Source organism: Petroclostridium sp. X23, assembly GCF_030013905.1.
Lineage (GTDB): Bacteria > Bacillota > Clostridia > SK-Y3 > SK-Y3 > X23.
Genome location: NZ_CP124862.1, coordinates 4,780,884 through 4,801,285, shown reverse-complemented (window position 1 = coordinate 4,801,285; position 20,402 = coordinate 4,780,884). Strand labels below are relative to the sequence as shown.

Annotated in this window: 14 protein-coding genes; 1 reads left to right on the top strand and 13 read right to left on the bottom strand. The window is 36.0% G+C overall.

Features of this window, described 5'->3' with window-relative positions:
- Positions 1–1,193: 1,193 nt before the first annotated feature.
- The 13 genes from QKW49_RS22595 to QKW49_RS22535 form a co-directional block, all read right to left on the bottom strand.
- Positions 1,194–2,405, bottom strand: a complete 1,212-nt coding sequence (locus tag QKW49_RS22595) for a transposase (RefSeq protein WP_282863267.1) — start codon at positions 2,403–2,405, stop codon at positions 1,194–1,196.
- 113 nt (positions 2,406–2,518) lie between these two features.
- The gene (locus tag QKW49_RS22590) at positions 2,519–3,970 is read right to left on the bottom strand and encodes an FGGY-family carbohydrate kinase (protein ID WP_282864893.1); all 1,452 of its coding nucleotides are present in this window, start codon (positions 3,968–3,970) and stop codon (positions 2,519–2,521) included.
- A gap of 17 nt (positions 3,971–3,987) precedes the next feature.
- Positions 3,988–5,748 carry an L-fucose isomerase gene (locus tag QKW49_RS22585; protein WP_282864892.1) on the bottom strand — a complete coding sequence of 587 codons (1,761 nt, stop codon included), beginning with the start codon at positions 5,746–5,748 and terminating at the stop codon, positions 3,988–3,990.
- Positions 5,749–5,786: 38 nt separating this feature from the next.
- Positions 5,787–6,722: a ribokinase gene (rbsK, locus tag QKW49_RS22580; RefSeq protein WP_282864891.1), complete on the bottom strand. Its 936-nt coding sequence runs from the start codon at positions 6,720–6,722 to the stop codon at positions 5,787–5,789.
- Positions 6,723–6,876: 154 nt separating this feature from the next.
- Positions 6,877–7,833 (bottom strand): phosphoglycerate dehydrogenase, encoded by a 957-nt coding sequence (locus tag QKW49_RS22575; protein ID WP_282864890.1) that lies wholly within the window; start codon positions 7,831–7,833, stop codon positions 6,877–6,879.
- 21 nt (positions 7,834–7,854) lie between these two features.
- Positions 7,855–8,760, bottom strand: a complete 906-nt coding sequence (locus QKW49_RS22570) for a dihydrodipicolinate synthase family protein (RefSeq protein WP_282864889.1) — start codon at positions 8,758–8,760, stop codon at positions 7,855–7,857.
- A 38-nt stretch (positions 8,761–8,798) separates the two neighbouring features.
- Positions 8,799–10,091 carry a TRAP transporter large permease gene (locus QKW49_RS22565; protein ID WP_282864888.1) on the bottom strand — a complete coding sequence of 431 codons (1,293 nt, stop codon included), beginning with the start codon at positions 10,089–10,091 and terminating at the stop codon, positions 8,799–8,801.
- A 24-nt stretch (positions 10,092–10,115) separates the two neighbouring features.
- Entirely contained in the window at positions 10,116–10,598 is a 483-nt protein-coding gene (locus tag QKW49_RS22560; protein WP_282864887.1) for a TRAP transporter small permease, read from the bottom strand.
- An 84-nt stretch (positions 10,599–10,682) separates the two neighbouring features.
- Positions 10,683–11,777, bottom strand: a complete 1,095-nt coding sequence (locus QKW49_RS22555) for a TRAP transporter substrate-binding protein (RefSeq protein ID WP_282864886.1) — start codon at positions 11,775–11,777, stop codon at positions 10,683–10,685.
- Between the two features lie 508 nt (positions 11,778–12,285).
- Entirely contained in the window at positions 12,286–13,644 is a 1,359-nt protein-coding gene (locus QKW49_RS22550; protein WP_282864885.1) for a sugar ABC transporter substrate-binding protein, read from the bottom strand.
- Positions 13,645–13,798: 154 nt separating this feature from the next.
- On the bottom strand, positions 13,799–16,156 hold the full coding sequence (locus QKW49_RS22545) for an AraC family transcriptional regulator (RefSeq protein ID WP_282864884.1): 2,358 nt from the start codon (positions 16,154–16,156) through the stop codon (positions 13,799–13,801).
- Between the two features lie 377 nt (positions 16,157–16,533).
- On the bottom strand, positions 16,534–17,904 hold the full coding sequence (locus QKW49_RS22540) for an amidohydrolase family protein (RefSeq protein WP_282864883.1): 1,371 nt from the start codon (positions 17,902–17,904) through the stop codon (positions 16,534–16,536).
- Positions 17,905–18,115: 211 nt separating this feature from the next.
- A complete protein-coding gene (locus QKW49_RS22535) occupies positions 18,116–18,292 on the bottom strand; it encodes a hypothetical protein (protein WP_282864882.1) in 177 nt (58 codons plus the stop codon).
- Between the two features lie 143 nt (positions 18,293–18,435).
- Here QKW49_RS22535 and QKW49_RS22530 point away from each other — a divergent pair, with 143 nt between their 5' ends.
- A complete protein-coding gene (locus tag QKW49_RS22530; protein WP_282864511.1) occupies positions 18,436–20,295 on the top strand; it encodes an IS1634 family transposase in 1,860 nt (619 codons plus the stop codon).
- The last annotated feature ends 107 nt before the right edge of the window (positions 20,296–20,402 follow it).

The window sequence follows — 20,402 nt, the reverse complement described above, 5'->3', positions numbered from 1 at the left end:
CGGGTGTTGGCGCACCTGGAAGCCATGGCGACTTCTTTAATTTTCCTCAAAATGATTATATACTATTTGGAAAGAAGAATGCAACTTTTTTATGATAATTTTGTATTATTATGTAATATTTTATCCTTTAAAATCAAGTACCTGGGAAACCTCCGAAAAAAGCCTACAAAAATTCGTGATTCTCTAGTATATGAATTAAAAGAAGTGAAATACCAGGCACCCGGCTACCCAGATATCTTAGAGGTAATGAAACTGTCCCCCTGTTGCACTGCCGACAAATCAACACTTTTTCAGTGATTTTGAGCCGTCACTGAATTTTCATCCTCCTTTTCCATCCCGTACTAAAAGACAAGGAGTTACTATTCATGGTAACAATATAATACGCTTATTCATATTATGTAAATATGTGCATACACTTACAGCGTTTGCGCATCCATATATCATTCGTATTGTATGGAAGTTATTGATTGCATTTTGATTTGTAATATAATGATTCACTCGCCCATTATAAACTTATTTGGGAAATGGAAGAAAAAACAGATGGATAATTTTAAAATAGAAATAAGAGCTATAGAAAAATTGTAATTGGCTCAGGCGGTAAGGGGTCAAAAAAAAGAAGAATGCCTACTAGCCGAAGCATTATTGGATGCTGAAGTTAGGATTGGTGAATTATTAAAAAACATCCCCACTGTCCAAGGAACCAGAAGCGGCTTAACATCGGTCCACCGGTGGACCGATGTTGGAAATGCCTCGAATCATACCTGTGAAAATCTCTCCCTACCTCAGAAAACCAAATCACAGATTGGAATAAGTCAAGTGCCTGGGAAACCTCCGAAAAAGTACCTTTTTTAAAATTCACTATACCATATATAGAACGACTACTAGCTGGCAAATGCGATATACGGTATGTCTGAAGTGGGTAGTCTTTATGTCAATTCTGAGAGTTCTCTCATGTTTTGCTGTAGATTTATGTACAGTTTTTTATATTGCTCAAAATATTTATCATAAATTTTTGTATTATTAGTATTTGAGGATATTTCATAATTCAAAAATCAAGAATGTGGATAATTCCTACTGATATTTTTGAAATTGTGCAAAAAAAGGTTAGACTATCCTTACAATAGATAGTTATCCACAACTATATAGTTTTGAAATTAAGAAATATCATCTCCTGTTCCTTGATAATTAAAATACTAAGCTGCAATATTTTTTGATTGTTCTGCTTTTGTAATTCTTGTAGCAATAATTGCAATGCAGGCTAAATCCATGAATACTTTTGCTTTTTTTAGCCCTGCTACACGCAGATTGTTTAAAGCATAGTTTTCTTTTCCATCACCAAAAAAGCGTTCAACGGATGTTCTTTCATCATATAGATTGTCCCATGCTTCTGTTCCTCGTAATGGATAAGATATAAACCGTGGATTATCCTTAATTTTAACTTTGCCAATGTATCCTGATTTTGTACTCGTACACCAACTTGAACCCATAGGACAATTGGCTTTTCCGCAAGCGTGGGGACATAATAACCGAATGGTTCCATTATCATTTCCACCATTCACATACGGATAATTCATGGTGCAAACAAGTTGACCTTCCCAGTTAATGCCTTCAGGTGGAGTTTTCGTATTTCTCCAGTTAATTGGCATAATAGCTTGAGCACCAAATGATACAGCATGTTGATAGATAGATGGTATATCATAGCCTGTATCCATAATGTAGTAAGATGGTTTGAATAAGTCTTCATAATCTGCCTTAAGCTTATTCATTAGTGGTATTGCCATTACCATATCTGCAACATTTGCAGGGGTTATGATGTACCCTAATGGGATTCCGCTTGTTGTATCTACTACAGCATGCATCTTCCAACCAAACCATTTTATCATATTGCCATTGGTATCTTGCTTGGCACCCCAGTGAGGAAACTCTGGATTGTTTTCTGGTATTTTTGATTTTGGTACAGCATGCTCAAAGGCATCAATTTTCGATGCATCTATTGAGACATGGGAACCATTAATAAGTCCCAAGGTTTTGGCTCTACGAACCATTCTCTGAAAAGTTTTTTCAAGTACATCGGTTTTAGAGAGCTTTTCTATAAACCTAGAGAAAGTTGAAGCACTAGGCGTTTTGCCAATAGTATCAAACCCGCAGGTTACTCTTAAAACGGGGTCTGTTTTCAACCTTTTAACTAATGCTTTAATAGTAGGTATTTGATCTATTTGCATTGCAAGTAAAGCATTGAGCAAGCTGGTATACGCAAATCCTTTAGGACCACGTTTGCTGACATCAATTTTAAAAGTTTCAAGCATAATTGAATAATCAATAAATGTTAAAACAGCTTGTAATTTTGTTAATGGTTGAATTTCTATAATTTGCTCTAAAGTAAATAATGTTGTTTGCCGATTCATAATTCGTACAACGTTTACTCCTTTCTGTGGATTGTTTGGACGAATTATTTATCGGATTGGGGTAAACTATTTTTTATGCTTTTTTCTAACCTTGTGTTTTCAAGGATTAGAAATTATGAAATTAACTCATTTGGATATATTGTGTCTTTAAAAGTTAACCATTTTAAGATGATTTTTTCATCTTCAAAAACTCCGGTGGCTATTCCGGCAAGAAGGGCGTCTGCCAATGGTGCCTCTACATCATTTTTTATTATTTTTATCGGCCTGCCTGTAACATCGGCAAATATTTGGGGCCAAACCAGTGATTTTGCACCACCACCTACTAATATGATCTCCTTATTTAGCTTTACTTTGGTTCCTTCCACTAACTCTATATTATGTCTAAGCGCATAGGCTACCCCTTCCATAAAAGCCTTATATATATGCGCTTTAGTATGTGATAAACTTAGACCTATAATGGTTCCTCTTGCTTTTGCATCCCAAATTGGACTTCTTTCTCCCATAAAATACGGCAATACCATCAGTCCATTTGACCCCGGGCCGATTTCAAGAGCCTTTTGATCCAGCAAACCATATGCATTAACATTTGTCATATTTTCTTGCTGCAATTCAAATTCAGCAAAGGTATCCCTGAACCATCTTAAAACAGCTCCTGCAGTTGCGGCTCCGCCAAAGGTATAAATCATTTTCTTTGATTTGACAGTATAAGGCATGCTGACCAGCTTGGCGGATAAATTAGGAGTTTGCGTAACAAACCCCCAACACATAGATGTTCCCATCATTGCAACGTTATCACCTTCGTCAAAAACACCTGCTCCAACTGTTGCAACTGCTGCATCGACACCGCCGCATACAACACTCGTACCTTCTTTTAATCCTGTTAATGCTGCAATATCCGGTGTTATTCGTCCAACAATTTCTGTGCATTCAACAAGCCGCTCAGGAAACAAATGGTTTGGTATGCCTAGTTTATCCTGCATTACTGCGGACCATTTCTTTGTTCTAATATCGAAAACACCTCCGATATTGCCGGCAGAAGAATAATCCACTGCTATTTCATTGGTAAGCTTATAAATAACATAGCTTACCGGCGGCAAGAAATATCGTATCTTTTTCCATACATGAGGCAAATTATTCTTAATCCATAGTATCTTTGTAAATCCAAAGTATGAGTTCACATGATTTCCTGTTATTTGAAATAGTTCTTCAAGATCGATATTTTCTTCTACCCATTTGACTTCTTTTTCAGCTCGTCGGTCCATCCATATCAAGCATGGCGACAGCGGTTTAATATCTTTATCAACCGGAATACCTGACCCTCCATATAATCCGCTAATAGCTATTCCTCTAATATCCGCTGCATTTACCCGACTATTATTTACAACGCCTTTAATGGTCTCGATCGTCGCATCAAACCATGGCTCGGCAGATTGCTGCGCCCACGAAGGCTGTGGTGTTTCTACATCATATCCTTGATAACAATGGGATAATACTTTCCCGGCTTGATCAATCAGAACCGCCTTCGTACCCTGTGTTCCAATGTCCACACCAATCGTATATCTCATAATTCTTACTCCTTGTTTTATTTATATATTGGTCCGTATGTTTTACATGCTCTATAATCCGCATTCTCTAATTCACTTGTTCCGAATGCTGCCCATGCATGGGGTCTAAAAATCTCACCATCACCAATGTTATGCATGGAGACCGGAATTCGAAGCATGGATGCCAAAGTCACCAAGTCTCTGCCTATATGACCATAAGTAAGGCTGGCATGATTTGCACCCCAGTCAGCCATTACCGAATATACATCTTTAAAGGCTCCTTTCCCTGTGAGCCTAGGTACAAACCAAGTAGTAGGCCAAGTAGGATCTGTTCGTTGTTCCAGAACATTATGTATTTTTTCAGGTAATACGATGGTGTAACCTTCTGCAATTTGAAGCACAGGCCCGATTCCGTGTATTAGGTTGATTCTCATCATAGTCACAGGCATTTGTGCTTTGGTAACAAAATGAGAAGAAAAACCACCGCCTCTAAAATATTGCAGATCCGCCGGACACCAATCGGTAGCATTCAAGCATGCTTTAATATCTTCTTCCTCCATGTCCCACCAAGGCTTAATGACGTTTTGATTGTTCTCATCTTTTACTTCTCCGCAGCCATCCAAAGCGGCAGCTCCTGAGTTAATAAGATGTATAAATCCTTGTGCTGCTTCTCCTGTTAACTCTTCTCCTGTAACACGCTTAACAGCGTCAGGACTCCAATAAGTTCTGACATCGGCAAATATACTGGCTGTCCCGGTTAATAGATGACCAAACAACATGGAAATACCATTTAAGCTATCATTTTCAGTAGCAAATATGATAGGTTGTTTCTTGCCATTCCAGTCAAAAGACGAATTTAATATTGCTTCAGTAAAATCTCCATTAGGCTGCCAATCCGACCACATTCTTTGACCCTGGAATCCGCCGACTAAGCCGTTTCTTCCACTTGCTTCTTCATGATATCCAATTTCAGCTAGTTTGGCATTGCCCAGCATGATATCCTTGCAGATTAGTGTTACTTTAACGACAAATTCCCATTCCTCTTCTTTTTGTTGCTTTGTGTGTGGAGATTGGTTTTTATCCCATCCTTCTTTGCAGTATTTCCTGGCCCACAACAAGGCTTTTTCATATTCTTCTTTATCAAAAATATTTAGTTTTATTCTTCTTAATACTTCGGTCATATCAACCCATTCTGTGCGCATACCTAAGTATTTATGCAAAAATGAGGCATCACAATTTGATCCGGCAATCCCCATAGATACGCTTCCGATATTTATATAAGCTTTTTCCCGCATTTGGCCAACTGCAACTGCGCAGCGTGCAAAACTTAATATTTTTTCAGATACATCCTCAGTTATGGTATCAGCATGCAGATCCTGTACATCTTTTCCATAAATCGAGAAAGCCGGCAGACCCAACTGTTCATGTGCAGCCATAACTGCAGCCAAATAAACTGCTCCAGGCCTTTCTGTTCCATTAAAACCCCAGACAGCTTTTAACGTCATAGGATTAATATCCATTGTTTCACTGCCGTAACACCAGCAAGGGGTAACAGATAGAGTAGCACACACATTCTGCGTAGAAAAATATTCTGAACATTTGGCAGCTTCCGCACCGCCGCCAATGGTGGTTGGCGCTATGACACATTCTACACGGGAGCCATCTGCATAGCAAAGATGATCCTCAATTAACTTCTTAGCGGCTGCAGCCATTCCCATTGTTTTTTCTTCTAAGCTCTCTCTGATCCCTAATCTGCGTCCATCAATTATAGGTCGAATTCCGATTTTAGGTTTACTCATGGGTACACCTCCTAATCATTATATGTGATTTGCAAAATTTAATTTTTAGAACTGACAATCCTATCATAAATCATACTTGATTCATCCGCAGATGGAATAGAACTCTGCGCACCCTTCCTGGTTACAACAAGCGCAGATATTTCAATTGCAAAAGAAATTGACTCTTGTATGCTATGTCCTTTTGCAAGCATGTATCCCAATGAAGCAGTAAAACTGTCACCGGCCGCCGTTGTATCAACAGCATCCACTTTTTCGCCCGGAAAATGTCTAACATCATTTTGTGACAAATATATTGCTCCCTTATCGCCCAATGTCACTATAACTTCAGGCACTCCTAGATCCATTAGCATTTTTGCTGCAATCTTAAAATCATCCATATTTTTTACTGACACGCCGGTAATAATTTGCAATTCCGTCTCATTTGGTTTGATTAGATCAATATTTTTGAGCAAATCTTCAGGTAATTTTTTAACTGCCGGTGCAGGATCAAGTATAACAATTTTTCCTTTCTCCTTTGCATTTTTAGCCACAAAAGCTACCGTTTCAATAGGAATTTCCAATTGTAGTATCACAATATCAACATCATCTATTACTTGAATATTTTGCTTAACGAAATCTACAGTAACTTCCTTATTAGCCCCTTGTTCAACAATAATATGGTTTTCCCCACATTTATTTACCGAAACAAATGCCATACCACTGTGGGTATGATCGCTGCGGCATACATATTCTGTATTAACACCCGCTTCTTCCAGACCTTTTAGCAACAAGTCCCCGTTATCATCTTTTCCAACTGCCCCCAACATCATGGTTTCGATTCCTAATTTAGCACAAGTGCAAGCTTGATTTGCTCCTTTCCCGCCACAAACAAGACTAAAATCGCTGCATAAAATGGTCTCACCATTATGCGGAAGATGATTGACCTCTAATACATAATCCATGTTGATACTTCCAACAACCAGTACTTTCCTCATTCATATACTCCTTACGGTATTTTATAAAATGTAACACGGGGACGGTTCTCCTGTCACCCAAAATCGTTGTGACATGAAAACCGTCCCCATGTCACATTTTTTCTTCTACGCCTGACTGTAATGTACTTAGTGTTATTTATATAGTAGATTTATATTATTTATTTAAAAGGTTTCTCGGTTTTTTTCCATCAAAGATTGTCAATAGTGCGGTTGCCGTTTCAATCCCTGTATCATGATATACTTCATAGGATTCCGCTGCCGCATGAGGCGTACATATAATATTATTCAGTGAAAGCAGCGGATTTTCTATTTTAACCGGCTCACTTTCATACACATCTATGGCCGCCATTGATAATTTATTCGAAAGCAGCGCATTATATAATGCATTTTCATCAATAACCGGGCCTCTTGCAGTATTCACTAAAAAAGCACCTTTTTTCATCATTCCAATGGTTTCATCATTAATCATATGTACGGTTTCAGGAATACAAGGCACATGGATAGATATGATATCACTGTTTTTTATGACATACTCAAAATCACATATTTCCACATTAAGCCGCTGTGCTTGCTCAACCGCAGGATACTTATCGTACGCTATCATTTTACATCTAAAAGGGTTTAGCTTTTCTGCAACTAATCGTGCAATACCTCCGAAACCAATAAAACCGACTGTCATTTTATTTAACTCGTGGCAAATAGTCCTTTCCCACATGCCTTTTCTGGTAGTACCGTCAAGTCTCGGTATTTGCCGTATCATTGATAAGATAAGCGCTACAGCATGTTCCGATACTGAGTTGCTGTTAATTCCGGCACAATTCGTTACCTTGATTCCATATTTTTTGGCCGCAGCCAGGTCAATATTGTCGACACCCACCCCGAATCGTGCAATCCCTTTCAACTTTGGTGCCAGTTTAAATACTTCTTCATCCCATGTATCTACGCCTGCAATGACTCCGTCAATATCACCAATCACTTCCTTTAACTCATCAAAGGTATAGGGTCTCCCTTTCGTATTTTCTATAATTTCATAGTTATTTTCCAATAGCATCTTTTTTGCTTCTGAACATAATGCCGAAAAATTTGTCGCTGTTACCAATATCTTATTCATTGATCATTACCCCTTTAACATTTAAAGAACTATACTTTGGTATTGATTTTCCAACAATAATTTCATTAATGCGTCTTGTTCTTCAGGAGATACTTCTTCCATGGGTGCACGCATTTTTGTCGTCTTAATAATCCCTTTGTTTTTCAACACAACCTTATAACAGCCAATATTATTCTTTTCGCATAGAATTTTATTAAGTATGTTTGTTCTTCTTTGAAGTTTTGTTGCCAATTCAACGTTTCCTTCTTCAAGGGCCTTATTTAAAGCATAATAATGTTCCGGTACAGCCATAGCATTTCCTGAAACCGTTCCTTTTCCGCCCACCGAAACAACTGCCTGGAACAAGTGATCCGGTCCAACCAGCACCGAAAATCGGCTGTCATTAATCAGCATAAATTCCTGAAGCTTGGTAAAATCAGGATAACTATATTTAATCCCTATTACATTTTTGCACTTTTCTGCAATATTTTTGGCTGTTTCAGGAGAAATATCGTTTACTGCATTTTGAGGTATTGCATACAAATAGACCGGGAAGTCCTCCGGAACACTTTGGGCAACTGCTGTGTAGAAATCTACAAGTGCCTTATCGGTCAACTTGAAAAACACCGGTGTGACTACACCAATACCGTCGGCCCCAATCTCATAAGCATGTTTTGCCAATTCAACGGTTTGCTGCTGATTCATTGCACCTACTTGAATAAATACCGGAACTCTGCCTGACGCTTTCTTAACAACTGTTTCTGCAACTAATTTTCTTTCTTCCATTTCAAAATATAGCATTTCTCCGGTAGTACCATTTGGATATAAACAGTTGATACCGTTTTCAATAAGGTATTCGGTTAAATTCTCAAGAGACTCAACATCTACCTCATCTGTTTCTGTCAACGGAGTGATAAGCGGTGTTACGACACCATATAATTGTTTCATTAAATCAATCCCTTTCATCATAAAATGTAATAAATTGTTTACTTCACTAAATTAAAGAATCTTGGCAAAAATAAAATCAAATCGGGAAAATAAGTTACTATCGCTAACGATGCAAAGAGAGGTATCAACCAGGGTGCTGTATGCCTAACTACGGTACCAAATGGTTTTTTTGTAACACTGGACAGCATAAATAATGATTGACCAATAGGAGGAGTCATAAGTCCAATCATAAGATTCAAAACAACAATCACCCCAAGATGTATATCATTGATCCCCAATTGTCTTGTCAATGGTAAAAGCATAGGAACCATGAGCAGTATTACTGGGGTAGAATCTAAAATCATACCAAAAAAGAGCAATAATAAGTTAACCAATAAAAGTATTATTTTGGGGTCATGAGAAATGTCCAGCAATCCTTTTAATATAATTTTGTCAAGACGTTCAAATTGCAATACCCATCCAAAAAGTGCAGAAGACGATATGATGGTTAATGCAGGTACAATCCCCACAACGGTTTCTTCCATCACTTTAGGTATTTGCTTCACTCCCATTTCCTTATAAACTACTAATATGACAAACAGCACATAGACAATGCTTACCAATGCAGCTTCAGTAGGCGTAAAATATCCGCTCCAAATGCCGCCCATAATAACTACCGGCATCATAAGCGCAAAGAATGTCTTTCTTAAAGTATGCAATCTTTCTTTAAATGTTGCTTTTTTATGTACCGGATATTTTTTTCTACGCGCAACAAAAAATATGGCAACACAAAGCACTATGGCCATGATTGCTCCCGGAATAACACCTGCTGTAAATAGCGCACCTACTGATACGCTGGCAGCCGACCCGTAAATAACCATTGGGATGGATGGCGGTACAATCGGCCCCATTGTGGATGAAGCGGCTGTAATACCGATGATCATATCGTCATCATATCCTTCATCGGCCATTGCTTTCATTTCAACTTGCCCAAGTCCTCCTACATCTGCCAGTGCCGACCCGGACATACCTGAGAATAGTAAACTGGCCGCAACATTAACATATGCAAGTCCACCCGGGAAATGCCCTAACATGGCCCGGCAGAAGTTGAATATCCTGTCTGTAATACCGCCTGTATTCATCACTATCCCTGCCATCATAAACATTGGAATAGCTAACAGCACAAAATTGTCCAAGCTCCCGAACATTTTCTGCATAATCATCATGTCATTGATCCCGCCGCCTATAAAGCAATACGATAATCCACTAACCAGCAGCGCCAAATAAGTAGGTGCACCAATGAGCAACAATACTACAAAACACATGATAAAAATTATTAAAGCTATACTCAAAATATCCCTTCTTTCTATAAAATACTACAATCTTGATGGAAAATAATGCTTAATATCCCTAAAAAACTTTTCAATAACCCGAATGATCATCAATAGTCCACTAAGCGGAATAATTGCAACCACTATTGATTTTTGAATATTTAATGCATATGTTCTGGTTATACTCGAGTATTCAACATATTTTAGACCTGTATGAAAAATCCAAATAAATACCGCCAGAGTCAATACATTTAAAAGCATATCTACAATAAATTGAATTATTTTCGGGAATCTAGCGTATAAAAAGTCAACACGAATATGCTTGTCATAACGCGTTGCAAATGAAAGTCCTAAAAAAACCATCCAGACAAATGAATAGCGGGATACTTCTTCCGTAAAGCTTAACGGACTTTTAAAAAATAATCTCATAATAATTTGAACAAAAATGTTCAATAAGAAAACGCCTAAGAACACAACCATCAAATACAATTCGAACTTATCCCATAAATTCTTAATTTTATTAATCAATGGCATATCTCCTTCTAAATTTTTTTAACCGGCAGCAATTAATTGCTGCCGATCCTTTTTTGTAATTAAGTACATTTTTGTAACTTACTTGTATCCAAAGTATTTGCGGATATCCAATATAATGTCCTTATACTTTTCATTTGACATGTACTTCTCATCAATCATTTTAGCAGCACTATCATAGAATGCCTCCATATCCAGCTTATCTTGTCCGACAATTTCCATGCCCGCTTTTTGAACAACTTCCTCCGCTTCTTTATAATAGTCATCCATCAGCACACTATATTCATCTACACAATATTTGTTAAATAACTCCGTGAATTTAGTCTGCTCATCAGCACTTAACGATTTCCAAGCATCGCTGTTAATAAAGAATCCACTGAGCGTATAACTATGTTCTGTTTTATAAAAGTATTTTTGAACTTCATAAAATTTTGCATCATAAACATTGGCAATACCATTGTCCTGCCCTTCTACAACACCGGTCTGCAAAGCAACATATAATTCATTATAGGCAATTGGAACAGGTGTAGCACCTAATGCTGAAATAACATCTTGCCATACTTGAGCTGTCATAGAGCGAAGCATTACTCCTTTAAGATCGGCAGGACTTTTAACAACTTTATCTTTTGTTGTTAATGCACGGGATCCATTTAATGAATCACCAACAAAATGTAAGTTTGTCATCTTTTCCAAACTTGCCCACAGCTCTTTCGCTTTCGGAGATTCATTTAGATACTTATGTGCATCTTCATATGAATGAAACAAATACGGCAGCGCGAACACACCAAACTCTGGCATAAAAGACGGCAACCCCGATGTTACATTTCCAAAAAACGCTTGTAAGGTATTTGTTCTTGCCATTTCTGTTAACTCTTCTTCACTTCCCAGTGAATTGTTGTGATATACTTCAACGGTGATTCTGCCATTGGTTGCCTTGGAAAATTCATCTGCAAATTTTTGTAAAGTAACTGACTGAGGATGTGTATCTGAAACACCATTACACATTTTCCATACCTCATTTTTCTTTTGCTCCGCCGGTGCACCAGGTGCAGCTGCTTCGGTTTTATTAGTGCTTTCTTGGCTTGGGTCGGTCTTAGGTTCCGTATTCTTCTGACTACATCCGACACTTCCAAACAACAGTAATGCACAAATGAGTACTGCTACACTTTTTTTCATAATTTGCCTCCTTAAATTTGATGTACTAGAAAGAATTTTTATATTTTCTTTCTATGAGGGTATAATAACAGGTGTTTGATAAGATTGTATATCGATAATTCTTTTGAAATATTGGAAAATCTACTAAAAAGGCATCGTCCATTTTTATGATTCATAGTAAAATTTAAAAGCAACATATGAAAATCCCTCAATATTAACCTTTTTAAAGCTCATAAACCGTAGATAAATATATTTATTATATAAGTCACACTAAGTATGTTACATGTTTGCTCAGAAATGTGACATGGGGACGGTTCTCCAGTCACCCAAATGCGTTGTGACAGGAAAACCGTCCCCATGTCACATTTCTTCTTTCTCTCCTGACTGTAATATACTTAGTGTTATTTATATAGTAATAAACTTACTCTATATTTCTAATTGCTTCTCCGTTTAGAATAACAAAAAAGGTTATCAAGCGACCCATTCCGGCACTTAATAACCACTAATCAACTACTGATATTATTTAATTTTACTTTTTATAGATTTCTTCAATCTTTTCCTTTAAATTATGCATCGATTTTTCCGGTGTTAATTTACTGCTTATCATTTCTTGTACAGTATCATTTAATAACCTCAAATTATATACTTCACCGGCTTTTGATGAAAATTCACCCTTATATCCCAAGAATGTAAGATTTTTAACTGATTCGATAAAAGGTTTATTCATTGGGTCCTGCCATATAGGGTTATCTTCAAGCTGAGAATAAACAGGGCATAAAAGCGGCGCACTTTTATCTATCCAGTTTGAATACCAATCGATATCCATTAAAAATTCTATAAATTTCTGAGCTAATTCCGGGTTATTGGAATTGCTGAATATACCTAGAGTATTTTCTATCCCCGGTATGAATTGTCCTTTAGGTCCGGCCGGAAAAGGTGCTAATCCCGTATTTTTATACAGTTCGGGATTATCCGTTTTAGCAGCGTTGGTTATGCTTCCGGTATTAAAAACTGTTACCGCCTGCCCCGATAGATAAGCTTTATTATTCCCGCTGTCATCCCAGCCAATTGCACTAGGGGGAGTTGATTTATCCAAAAGAAATATATCCGAGATGAACTTCATCGCATTAACAGATTCAGGGCTATTTACAATGACTGTCTTTCCATCAGTGTCTATTTCGGCACCGCCAAATGACCAAAGTACCGATCTTGTAAACCATTCCGAATCTGAATTTCCTTTTCCATATCCAATGCCTGCACCATATATTCCTTTAGCAGGGTCTGTTATGGCTTTGGCTATTTTTCTATACTCATCCCAGGTTTTGGGAGGATCCGTAAATCCTGCGGCTTTTAAAAGATCTTTCCGATAATACATTACCATTGTTTCCGCCCAAAATGGTATTCCATATTGTTTCCCCTCAAAGGTTACAGCATTTTTTAGGCTTGGGTAAAAACATCCGTTTTGTGCTTCAATCTTTTCGCAAAGTGAGCTAAGATCCATCAAAACTCCCTTTTCATAAAACTGGCCCACTTCCTGATATCCCAAAAAACTCACATCAGGGGTCTTGCCTGACTCTATTGCAGAAATCCATTTAGGTAAGAAATCTTCGTAAGAAATTATTTCAACATTCACTTTAACATTATATAACGCTGCAAACTCTTTTCCTCTCTGAATGATCATTTTATTGGTATCTTCTACAAGGCCCTTTTTCATCCAAAAAGTAATTTCATTATCTTCTGCAGAATCCTGTGATATTCTTTTGGTATTTTTAATGCCTTTAATTACTTTGTCAACATTACTTCTTTTATCACACCCGGCAAACATTAATAAAAATATACTAACTAAAAATACAACTAATAACTTTCTTAAAATCTTATTTATTAGCATAATATCCCAATCTCCTAATGAAAAAGTAATTAGTATATAAACCTTTATTGATATTATCAAAGAAGTCGTTGAAAAAGTAAATCGCTTATTCTTTTGATATGTAGCAAATTCTAATTATCCATATTCCATTGAAGACGGACTCGGCTATATTATTCTATTTTTTATACATTTCTCTGAATTGACCGGGCGTAATGCCTTCATATTTTTTAAATACTTTTATAAATGTATTTGAATTTATATATCCAACTTTATTAGAGATTTGAGAAACCGTTAGACTAATATCATTTAAATATGTCTTCGCTTTCATAATTCTGTATCTATTTACATACTCTACAAAATTAATTCCCGATACCTCTTTAAATACTAAACTGAGATATGACGGAGATAGACCCACTACCTCCGAAACATTATCTAAAGATAATTCCGACTGATAGTTTTCGTCAATGAATTTTATTACTTTCTCATAGACTTTAAGATTATTGCTAACCTTCCTTTTGTTCACAAATTCCGTCACAGTTTTAAAAAGAAATAAAATATAACCTTTCTTTTCGGTAATAGTACTTTTAACGCTTATTTCATTATAAAGGTCATACTCTGACTGAAAAACTTCTTTCACAGTGGATTGCATCTCATATATAGTTCTGACAAGTGTTCCTATCAGTGCATTGAAAAAATTATTTACCATTTCAGGAGATGCGTTGCTATTATTTAAGTTTTTCACAAGAGTTTCTTCAAGTATACTTGTGATAGATTTTATATCTCCGGATTTAAGCTTATTGATGAGATGTCTTTCTGTTTCAATGGGATATTCAAAAGTATTTGTCGGTATATCACTAACCTCATCAATATGTATGATTGTATTATCTCCTTTTACAACTTTGTATTTCAGCGCAAAAAGTGCTTCTATAAAAGACATGGAACATTTCTCATAACTGGCATACGCTTTGCCAATCCCAATGGTAAATGTTATACCATAATTTTGTCCAAAATATTTTATAACTTCATCAAAAAACTCATTAGATATTCCTGTATCCTGAGAGCTCTCTTCATCATTAATTATTGCTACAACCTTATCCTTGTCCTTACCTTTTTTTATAAGATATATCTTTGCGCTATTTTGAAATACCTTTAACGCGATAGACTCTATTGCTTGTACAATTTCCGAATATAGCCTTTTCTGAACACCTTTATCAAGATTCAAGTAATCATCTATTTCAAATACGATCACTTGAAATAAATTATAAGGCAAGTTAATCCCTATATTTTCACATAATTCTTTAAATTTCAAGTCATTAACTTTTCCATCCAGTAAATCACTTAAAATTTTCTCTTTTAACATAGGTATGCTTTTATTATAAGATTCTTTTAGGCTCTTATTTTCACTATATACATAATTAATAATATTATTTATAAAAGCAAATTCATCATTGCTCTTATCTTTTTCTTTTCCGATTCTTTTATTATTGTTAATAATATTTAGATAACTGATAATCTTATTAATAGGATTATATATTTTTTTAACCAAGATATATGAAAGTACTGACCCTACAATAAAGCTTATGATAATAATGACAATTGTTATATTTCTTATATTGTTTACTTTTGAAGTTATAAATGAGTTAGGAATTAAAGTAATGTATCTCCAATCATTTACATTTGAAGAAATAAACTCTACCGTATACTCTCTTCCATCAATAACTGTGTTTACTTCTCCTTCTTTATCCTGAGCAATGATTGAATCTACCTCATCAAACAACTTATCATCAACATTATACGTATACTGATTATCATTACAAAAAACTATATTATTATTTGAATCCACTATATATGTCAAAATCGGATTATTTTTATCCATATTCTGAATTGCACTGCTTAATACTTTTTCATCCATATTAATAACAACAGTTCCTAAAGGTACAATATCACCAATAGGAATTGACCTTACAAAAACAACAACCGGACGACTGGTATAGTTAAAATATATTTCTTGTCTTCCAATGGTACTAAACGCATAATATCCATTGAATATCTTATCCCACTCCAAATTCGATTTATATACACAAACATCACTAAAAAAAGCATGCTCTTCATATATATCTTCAAAGTTTACAATCTTATTTGATTTATTAAATTTTATCCATATATTAGAGTAAAGATCATTTGTTGATTTTAATGAATTAAGATACTGACTTATTTCACTATATACATCTAAATCAGAAGCAGACTCGTCCCTTGAAAAATAGCTGGCTTTATTTATTTGCTTATTCACAGCTATCTTTACACTAATATCATTAACTCTGGCTATCTCTTTATCAATAGAATCTCTCGCCTGCTTAAGTATGAGAATATTTGACTTTTTAACCTCATCTAAAAGACTTTTAGATGAGGTTGTATAGGAAGTAGCACCAACCAAAAGAATCGAAATCAGAATAAACCCGGTAAAACCAAGTAATAGTCTTATAAAAATGCTATTCATTTTAAATATCTTGAAACTTTGAGGTAAAAAATTCATATTATTCTCCCTAAGTTTATTTTGAATTTACAACTCAGCATTTTTAGATAATTTAAAGTATCCTTAAGAAAGACTCGAATAATTACCATCAGAAAAGTATGGAATCTGAATTTTATAATTTTTAGTAAACCAATTATACCACTAAATCAAACTTAGGTCCACTCTAATTTAAATCATGTTAATGTCAAGTAAACGTTGGTAATTTTTCCTAATTTAAACAAAAGTCAAGAAGTCAAGCTGAACAAATGGGTTTTAAAGATTTAGAAGATATGCACGATTTTCTCAATAACAAAAAAAGAAAGAGATAAATATATAAGATAGGAATTAATCATATTAAGCCGGAAGGGCTTTAGCGCCCTTCCGGCAATTTATCGTTTCTACACTCTAATGGTCTTTCCTGCTAAAACACCTTTTTTAAATTCTCCGTTATCAACCACCACCTGCCCGTTTATGATAACATAATTAATCCCTTCCGGAGGTGCATCGGGCCGTCCTGTTCCTAGATAGTCCGCTTTATCTTTTATCTTGCCGAGATCAAAAATTACGATATCCGCATCCGCACCTTCCTTTATTCTTCCTTTGTTTTCCAAACCCAACCTTTGAACAGGTAACAGTGTAGCTTTTCTTACCGCTTCGGTGAGAGAAATCATCTTTTTTTCTTTAACCATTTTTTGAAAGAACTTAGGAAATGTTCCTGCACTTTGAGGGTGGCCGCATCCCGGTTTAGGATGTCCTACAGCACCATCTGTCGAAACCATCATATAATCCCACAACAATGCTTTGTAAATATCTTTTCGTTTACAAGCGAACATAATAACCACATCTTCTTTGTACTTCTCTCTTAATTCTTCAAATATTTCTTTATTACAGCGCATTCCCGCATATTTACCTGTTACTGCAATTAAGTTCTTATATCCGCACCCCCATCTTTCAAAACAATCATCATCATAAACAGGCGTTCCGATGGGTGCAGCGAACGCTTCATACATCCCGCTATCTGCCGTTACATCTATTCCCTCTTGCCGGGCCTTATCCAACACTTTCAACACTTGCTCCATTATGCCCATACCTGCTTGATATGCAAAACAAGAAATATGCAGTGAAACACCCGTCAATCGCGCTATCTGAACAAATTCATTAATAGACTCCATCCATTTCCAACCATCATAACGTAAGTGTATACCTATAAACCGTCCGTATTTGGCAACTATCTTACTAAGTTCCATCACTTCCTCAAAGGATGCGCCAGGAGCATATGCCAAGCTGAAGGATAATCCGATCGCACCTTGTTCAAAAGCACGCTCCAACAGATAGACCATATCTTTGATTTGCTGGGGTGTAGCCGGAATATAGGGATTATCTGCTCCTACCCTTCTCCTCAGCCCGGATAAATGGCCTACCATCATTGCTTGATTAAGTATAAATCCTCGGGTATCTAAATCGTCAAAGAAACTTTCCGTATTTGCAGGACTTATGCCGCAGTTACCCCCGACAGAAGTTGTCACCCCCTGCTTTACCATGCATTCCGCAGAATAAGATTCCCCGTCAACATGCGCATGTATATCAATAAAACCGGAGCAAACAACACTTGAACCTGCATCGATCTCTTTTCTTCCTTTTATGTCTTCACGGGTAATAGCAATGATTTTACCATCTTTAATACCTATATTCTTAATTAAGGTAAATTGCCGTTCCGGATTAATCAAGTTGCTATTTTTTATTACTACATCAAAATCTTTCACAGACATTAGCCACCTCACTCTGAGAAAAAAACAAAAAGTCTTCCCATCCAAATTCTATTTGAATAAAGAAGACTGCCTCGTCTCATTATTGCAATTCAAATACACACAAACTGCAATATTGCAATAGTATATATATACTATCCGCATTATACTATTTTAAATATATCATATTTCTATCATTTTTGCAAGTAATACTCATATAAATTTCATAAAAGCATTATTCTATTCCTTTTACTATTTTATATATAGCATGCATATCGAGATGCTCACGAACCATCTGCGCTATTTTGTCATACTCCCTTTCCTTAAACTCTTTAAAGGAAACTTGCTCATCCTTTATATCTCCCAAACCTTTTTTCTCTCTGACATTATTTAGAAGCCCTCGGGTTTTCAACACTTCCTTCAATAGAATATAAACTGATAAAGTCAGGAGATGCTCTAAATATAAGGCTATCCTGATTTTTTTGTTGTCAAATTTTGCATTAAATATGTTGTATGGTGTTGTATTTTATGATATAATAGAAGTGGAGGTGTAATATGAAGCTAAACTATGATAGAAAATCCAAAGATCCAACTTACTTTATCCAGATGGGAATCAGAAATGGGAAAAAAACCACAACAAAAAATGTAAAACGAATCGGAAAGCATTCTGAGTTGCTGGTCATCACCCCTGATCCTCTTGCATATGCAAAAAAGCAGGTGGAAGAATTCAACAAAGAGTACCAGGAAGGGAAAATAGACATGAGTTTCAAGGTTGATTATACTGAGAAACTCTCAGCCACCAAAGATATCTCTTCTAGATCCGCTCTCCTAAATGTTGGATATTTTGTTCTGCAAAATATATATCATGACCTCAAACTGTCGGATTTCTTTAAGGATATAAAAAGCAATTCCAAGATCACTTTTGATTGCAATACCATCAATCGTTTCCTTACATTTGCAAGGATTCTGGATCCTAAATCAAAGTTAGGGACCTTTGACAGGCTTGATTCCTATTACGAAATGCCCTCTTTCGAGTACCAGCATATATTGCGTTTCATGGATTTACTGGAAGAACACTACGACAACTATCTAGAGCATTTGTACACCAACAGTGAAAGTATCATCAAGAAAAACACGTCTGTATGCTATTTTGACTGCACCAATTATTACTTTGAGTCAGAAGATGAAGACGATGAATATGTAGATGAAGCCACCGGCGAGATTTTGAAAGGTCTTCGCAGATATGGTCCTTCCAAAGAACATCGACCCAATCCAATTGTTCAGATGGGATTATTCGTGGACGGAAACGGGATTCCTATATCTATGTGCATCAACTCAGGCTCTGACAATGAGCAGAAATGTGCTGTTCCATTGGAACAGAAAATCACAAAAATGTTTAACAATAAGCAATTCATTTATTGTGCAGATGCAGGGCTTGGCTCATTTAATATACGAAAATTCAATTCCATGGGAGGAAGGGCATTTATAGTAACCCAGTCTGTGAAAAAACTTTCCGACAAACTGCAGAAAGCTGTTTTTAATGATTATGATTATCGGCGCATTTCTGATGATTCTCCTATTACCATCAGCCGCATGAAGGAATTCGACAGATTTAACAAAGAAAACCTGCCTCTTTATAACGATACTGTTTATAAAATCATAGATGCAGACAATGCCATAGATGTTGGTCTGTACGAGGAAAAAATATATAAGAATGGTAAGTCCAGAATGGTAAAATCAAAGGCACTTCTGAAACAGAAAATCATCATCACATTTTCAAGAAAAATGATGGAATACCAAAGACATATAAGAAATGCCCAGATTGAACGGGCTAAAAACATCCTCAACAATAAAAATGTAGAGGATGTAAAAAAAGGACCTCATGATGTCACACGTTTTATCAAGAGGACATCTAAAGGTCAAGACGGTGAAAAAGCTTCTGACTACTATGAAATTGACCATTCCATCATTGATAGAGAAGAAAAATACGATGGCTACTATGCAGTCGCCACAAATCTAGAAGATGATGCTAAATCAATACTTGCGGTAAATTCAAAGCGCTATAAAATTGAGGATTGTTTTCGGGTACTGAAAACCAATTTCAATGCCAGACCAGTTTATCACAGAAATCGCAACCGGATTATCGCACACTTCATGGTCTGCTATACTGCTTTACTGATTTATCGGCTGCTTGAAAACAAACTGGATCAGTATGGAACACATTTCACTACAGATAATATTCTTGACACGCTACGAAACATGAATGTTATGAATACACAGGACGCTTTTTATACAGCAACATACACAGGAAGTCAGGTATGTACGGCATTAAACGGAATATTTAACTTAGGATTAGACAAGAAATTCTATCTACCAAAGGAACTAAACAAAAAAATAAAAAAAATTTTCAATTAACTATTCCATACAACATCTTTAAAATAAGAAAAGAGAAGGAAAGTGGCAATTTAAGCGAGGTTCCTTCTCTAAATTTTTGCGTAACTGTCGAAAACGAGAATATATCA

Excerpts from the sequence above, each read along its gene's own strand:
- QKW49_RS22545 (WP_282864884.1), bottom strand. The coding sequence starts at position 16,156 with ATGAATTTTTTACCTCAAAGTTTCAAGATATTTAAAATGAATAGCATT.
- QKW49_RS22590 (WP_282864893.1), bottom strand. The coding sequence starts at position 3,970 with ATGAGATATACGATTGGTGTGGACATTGGAACACAGGGTACGAAGGCG.
- rbsK (WP_282864891.1), bottom strand. The coding sequence starts at position 6,722 with ATGAGGAAAGTACTGGTTGTTGGAAGTATCAACATGGATTATGTATTA.
- QKW49_RS22550 (WP_282864885.1), bottom strand. The coding sequence starts at position 13,644 with ATGCTAATAAATAAGATTTTAAGAAAGTTATTAGTTGTATTTTTAGTT.
- QKW49_RS22595 (WP_282863267.1), bottom strand. The coding sequence starts at position 2,405 with ATGAATCGGCAAACAACATTATTTACTTTAGAGCAAATTATAGAAATT.
- QKW49_RS22570 (WP_282864889.1), bottom strand. The coding sequence starts at position 8,760 with ATGAAACAATTATATGGTGTCGTAACACCGCTTATCACTCCGTTGACA.
- QKW49_RS22555 (WP_282864886.1), bottom strand. The coding sequence starts at position 11,777 with ATGAAAAAAAGTGTAGCAGTACTCATTTGTGCATTACTGTTGTTTGGA.
- QKW49_RS22530 (WP_282864511.1), top strand. The coding sequence starts at position 18,436 with ATGAAGCTAAACTATGATAGAAAATCCAAAGATCCAACTTACTTTATC.
- QKW49_RS22575 (WP_282864890.1), bottom strand. The coding sequence starts at position 7,833 with ATGAATAAGATATTGGTAACAGCGACAAATTTTTCGGCATTATGTTCA.
- QKW49_RS22540 (WP_282864883.1), bottom strand. The coding sequence starts at position 17,904 with ATGTCTGTGAAAGATTTTGATGTAGTAATAAAAAATAGCAACTTGATT.
- QKW49_RS22585 (WP_282864892.1), bottom strand. The coding sequence starts at position 5,748 with ATGAGTAAACCTAAAATCGGAATTCGACCTATAATTGATGGACGCAGA.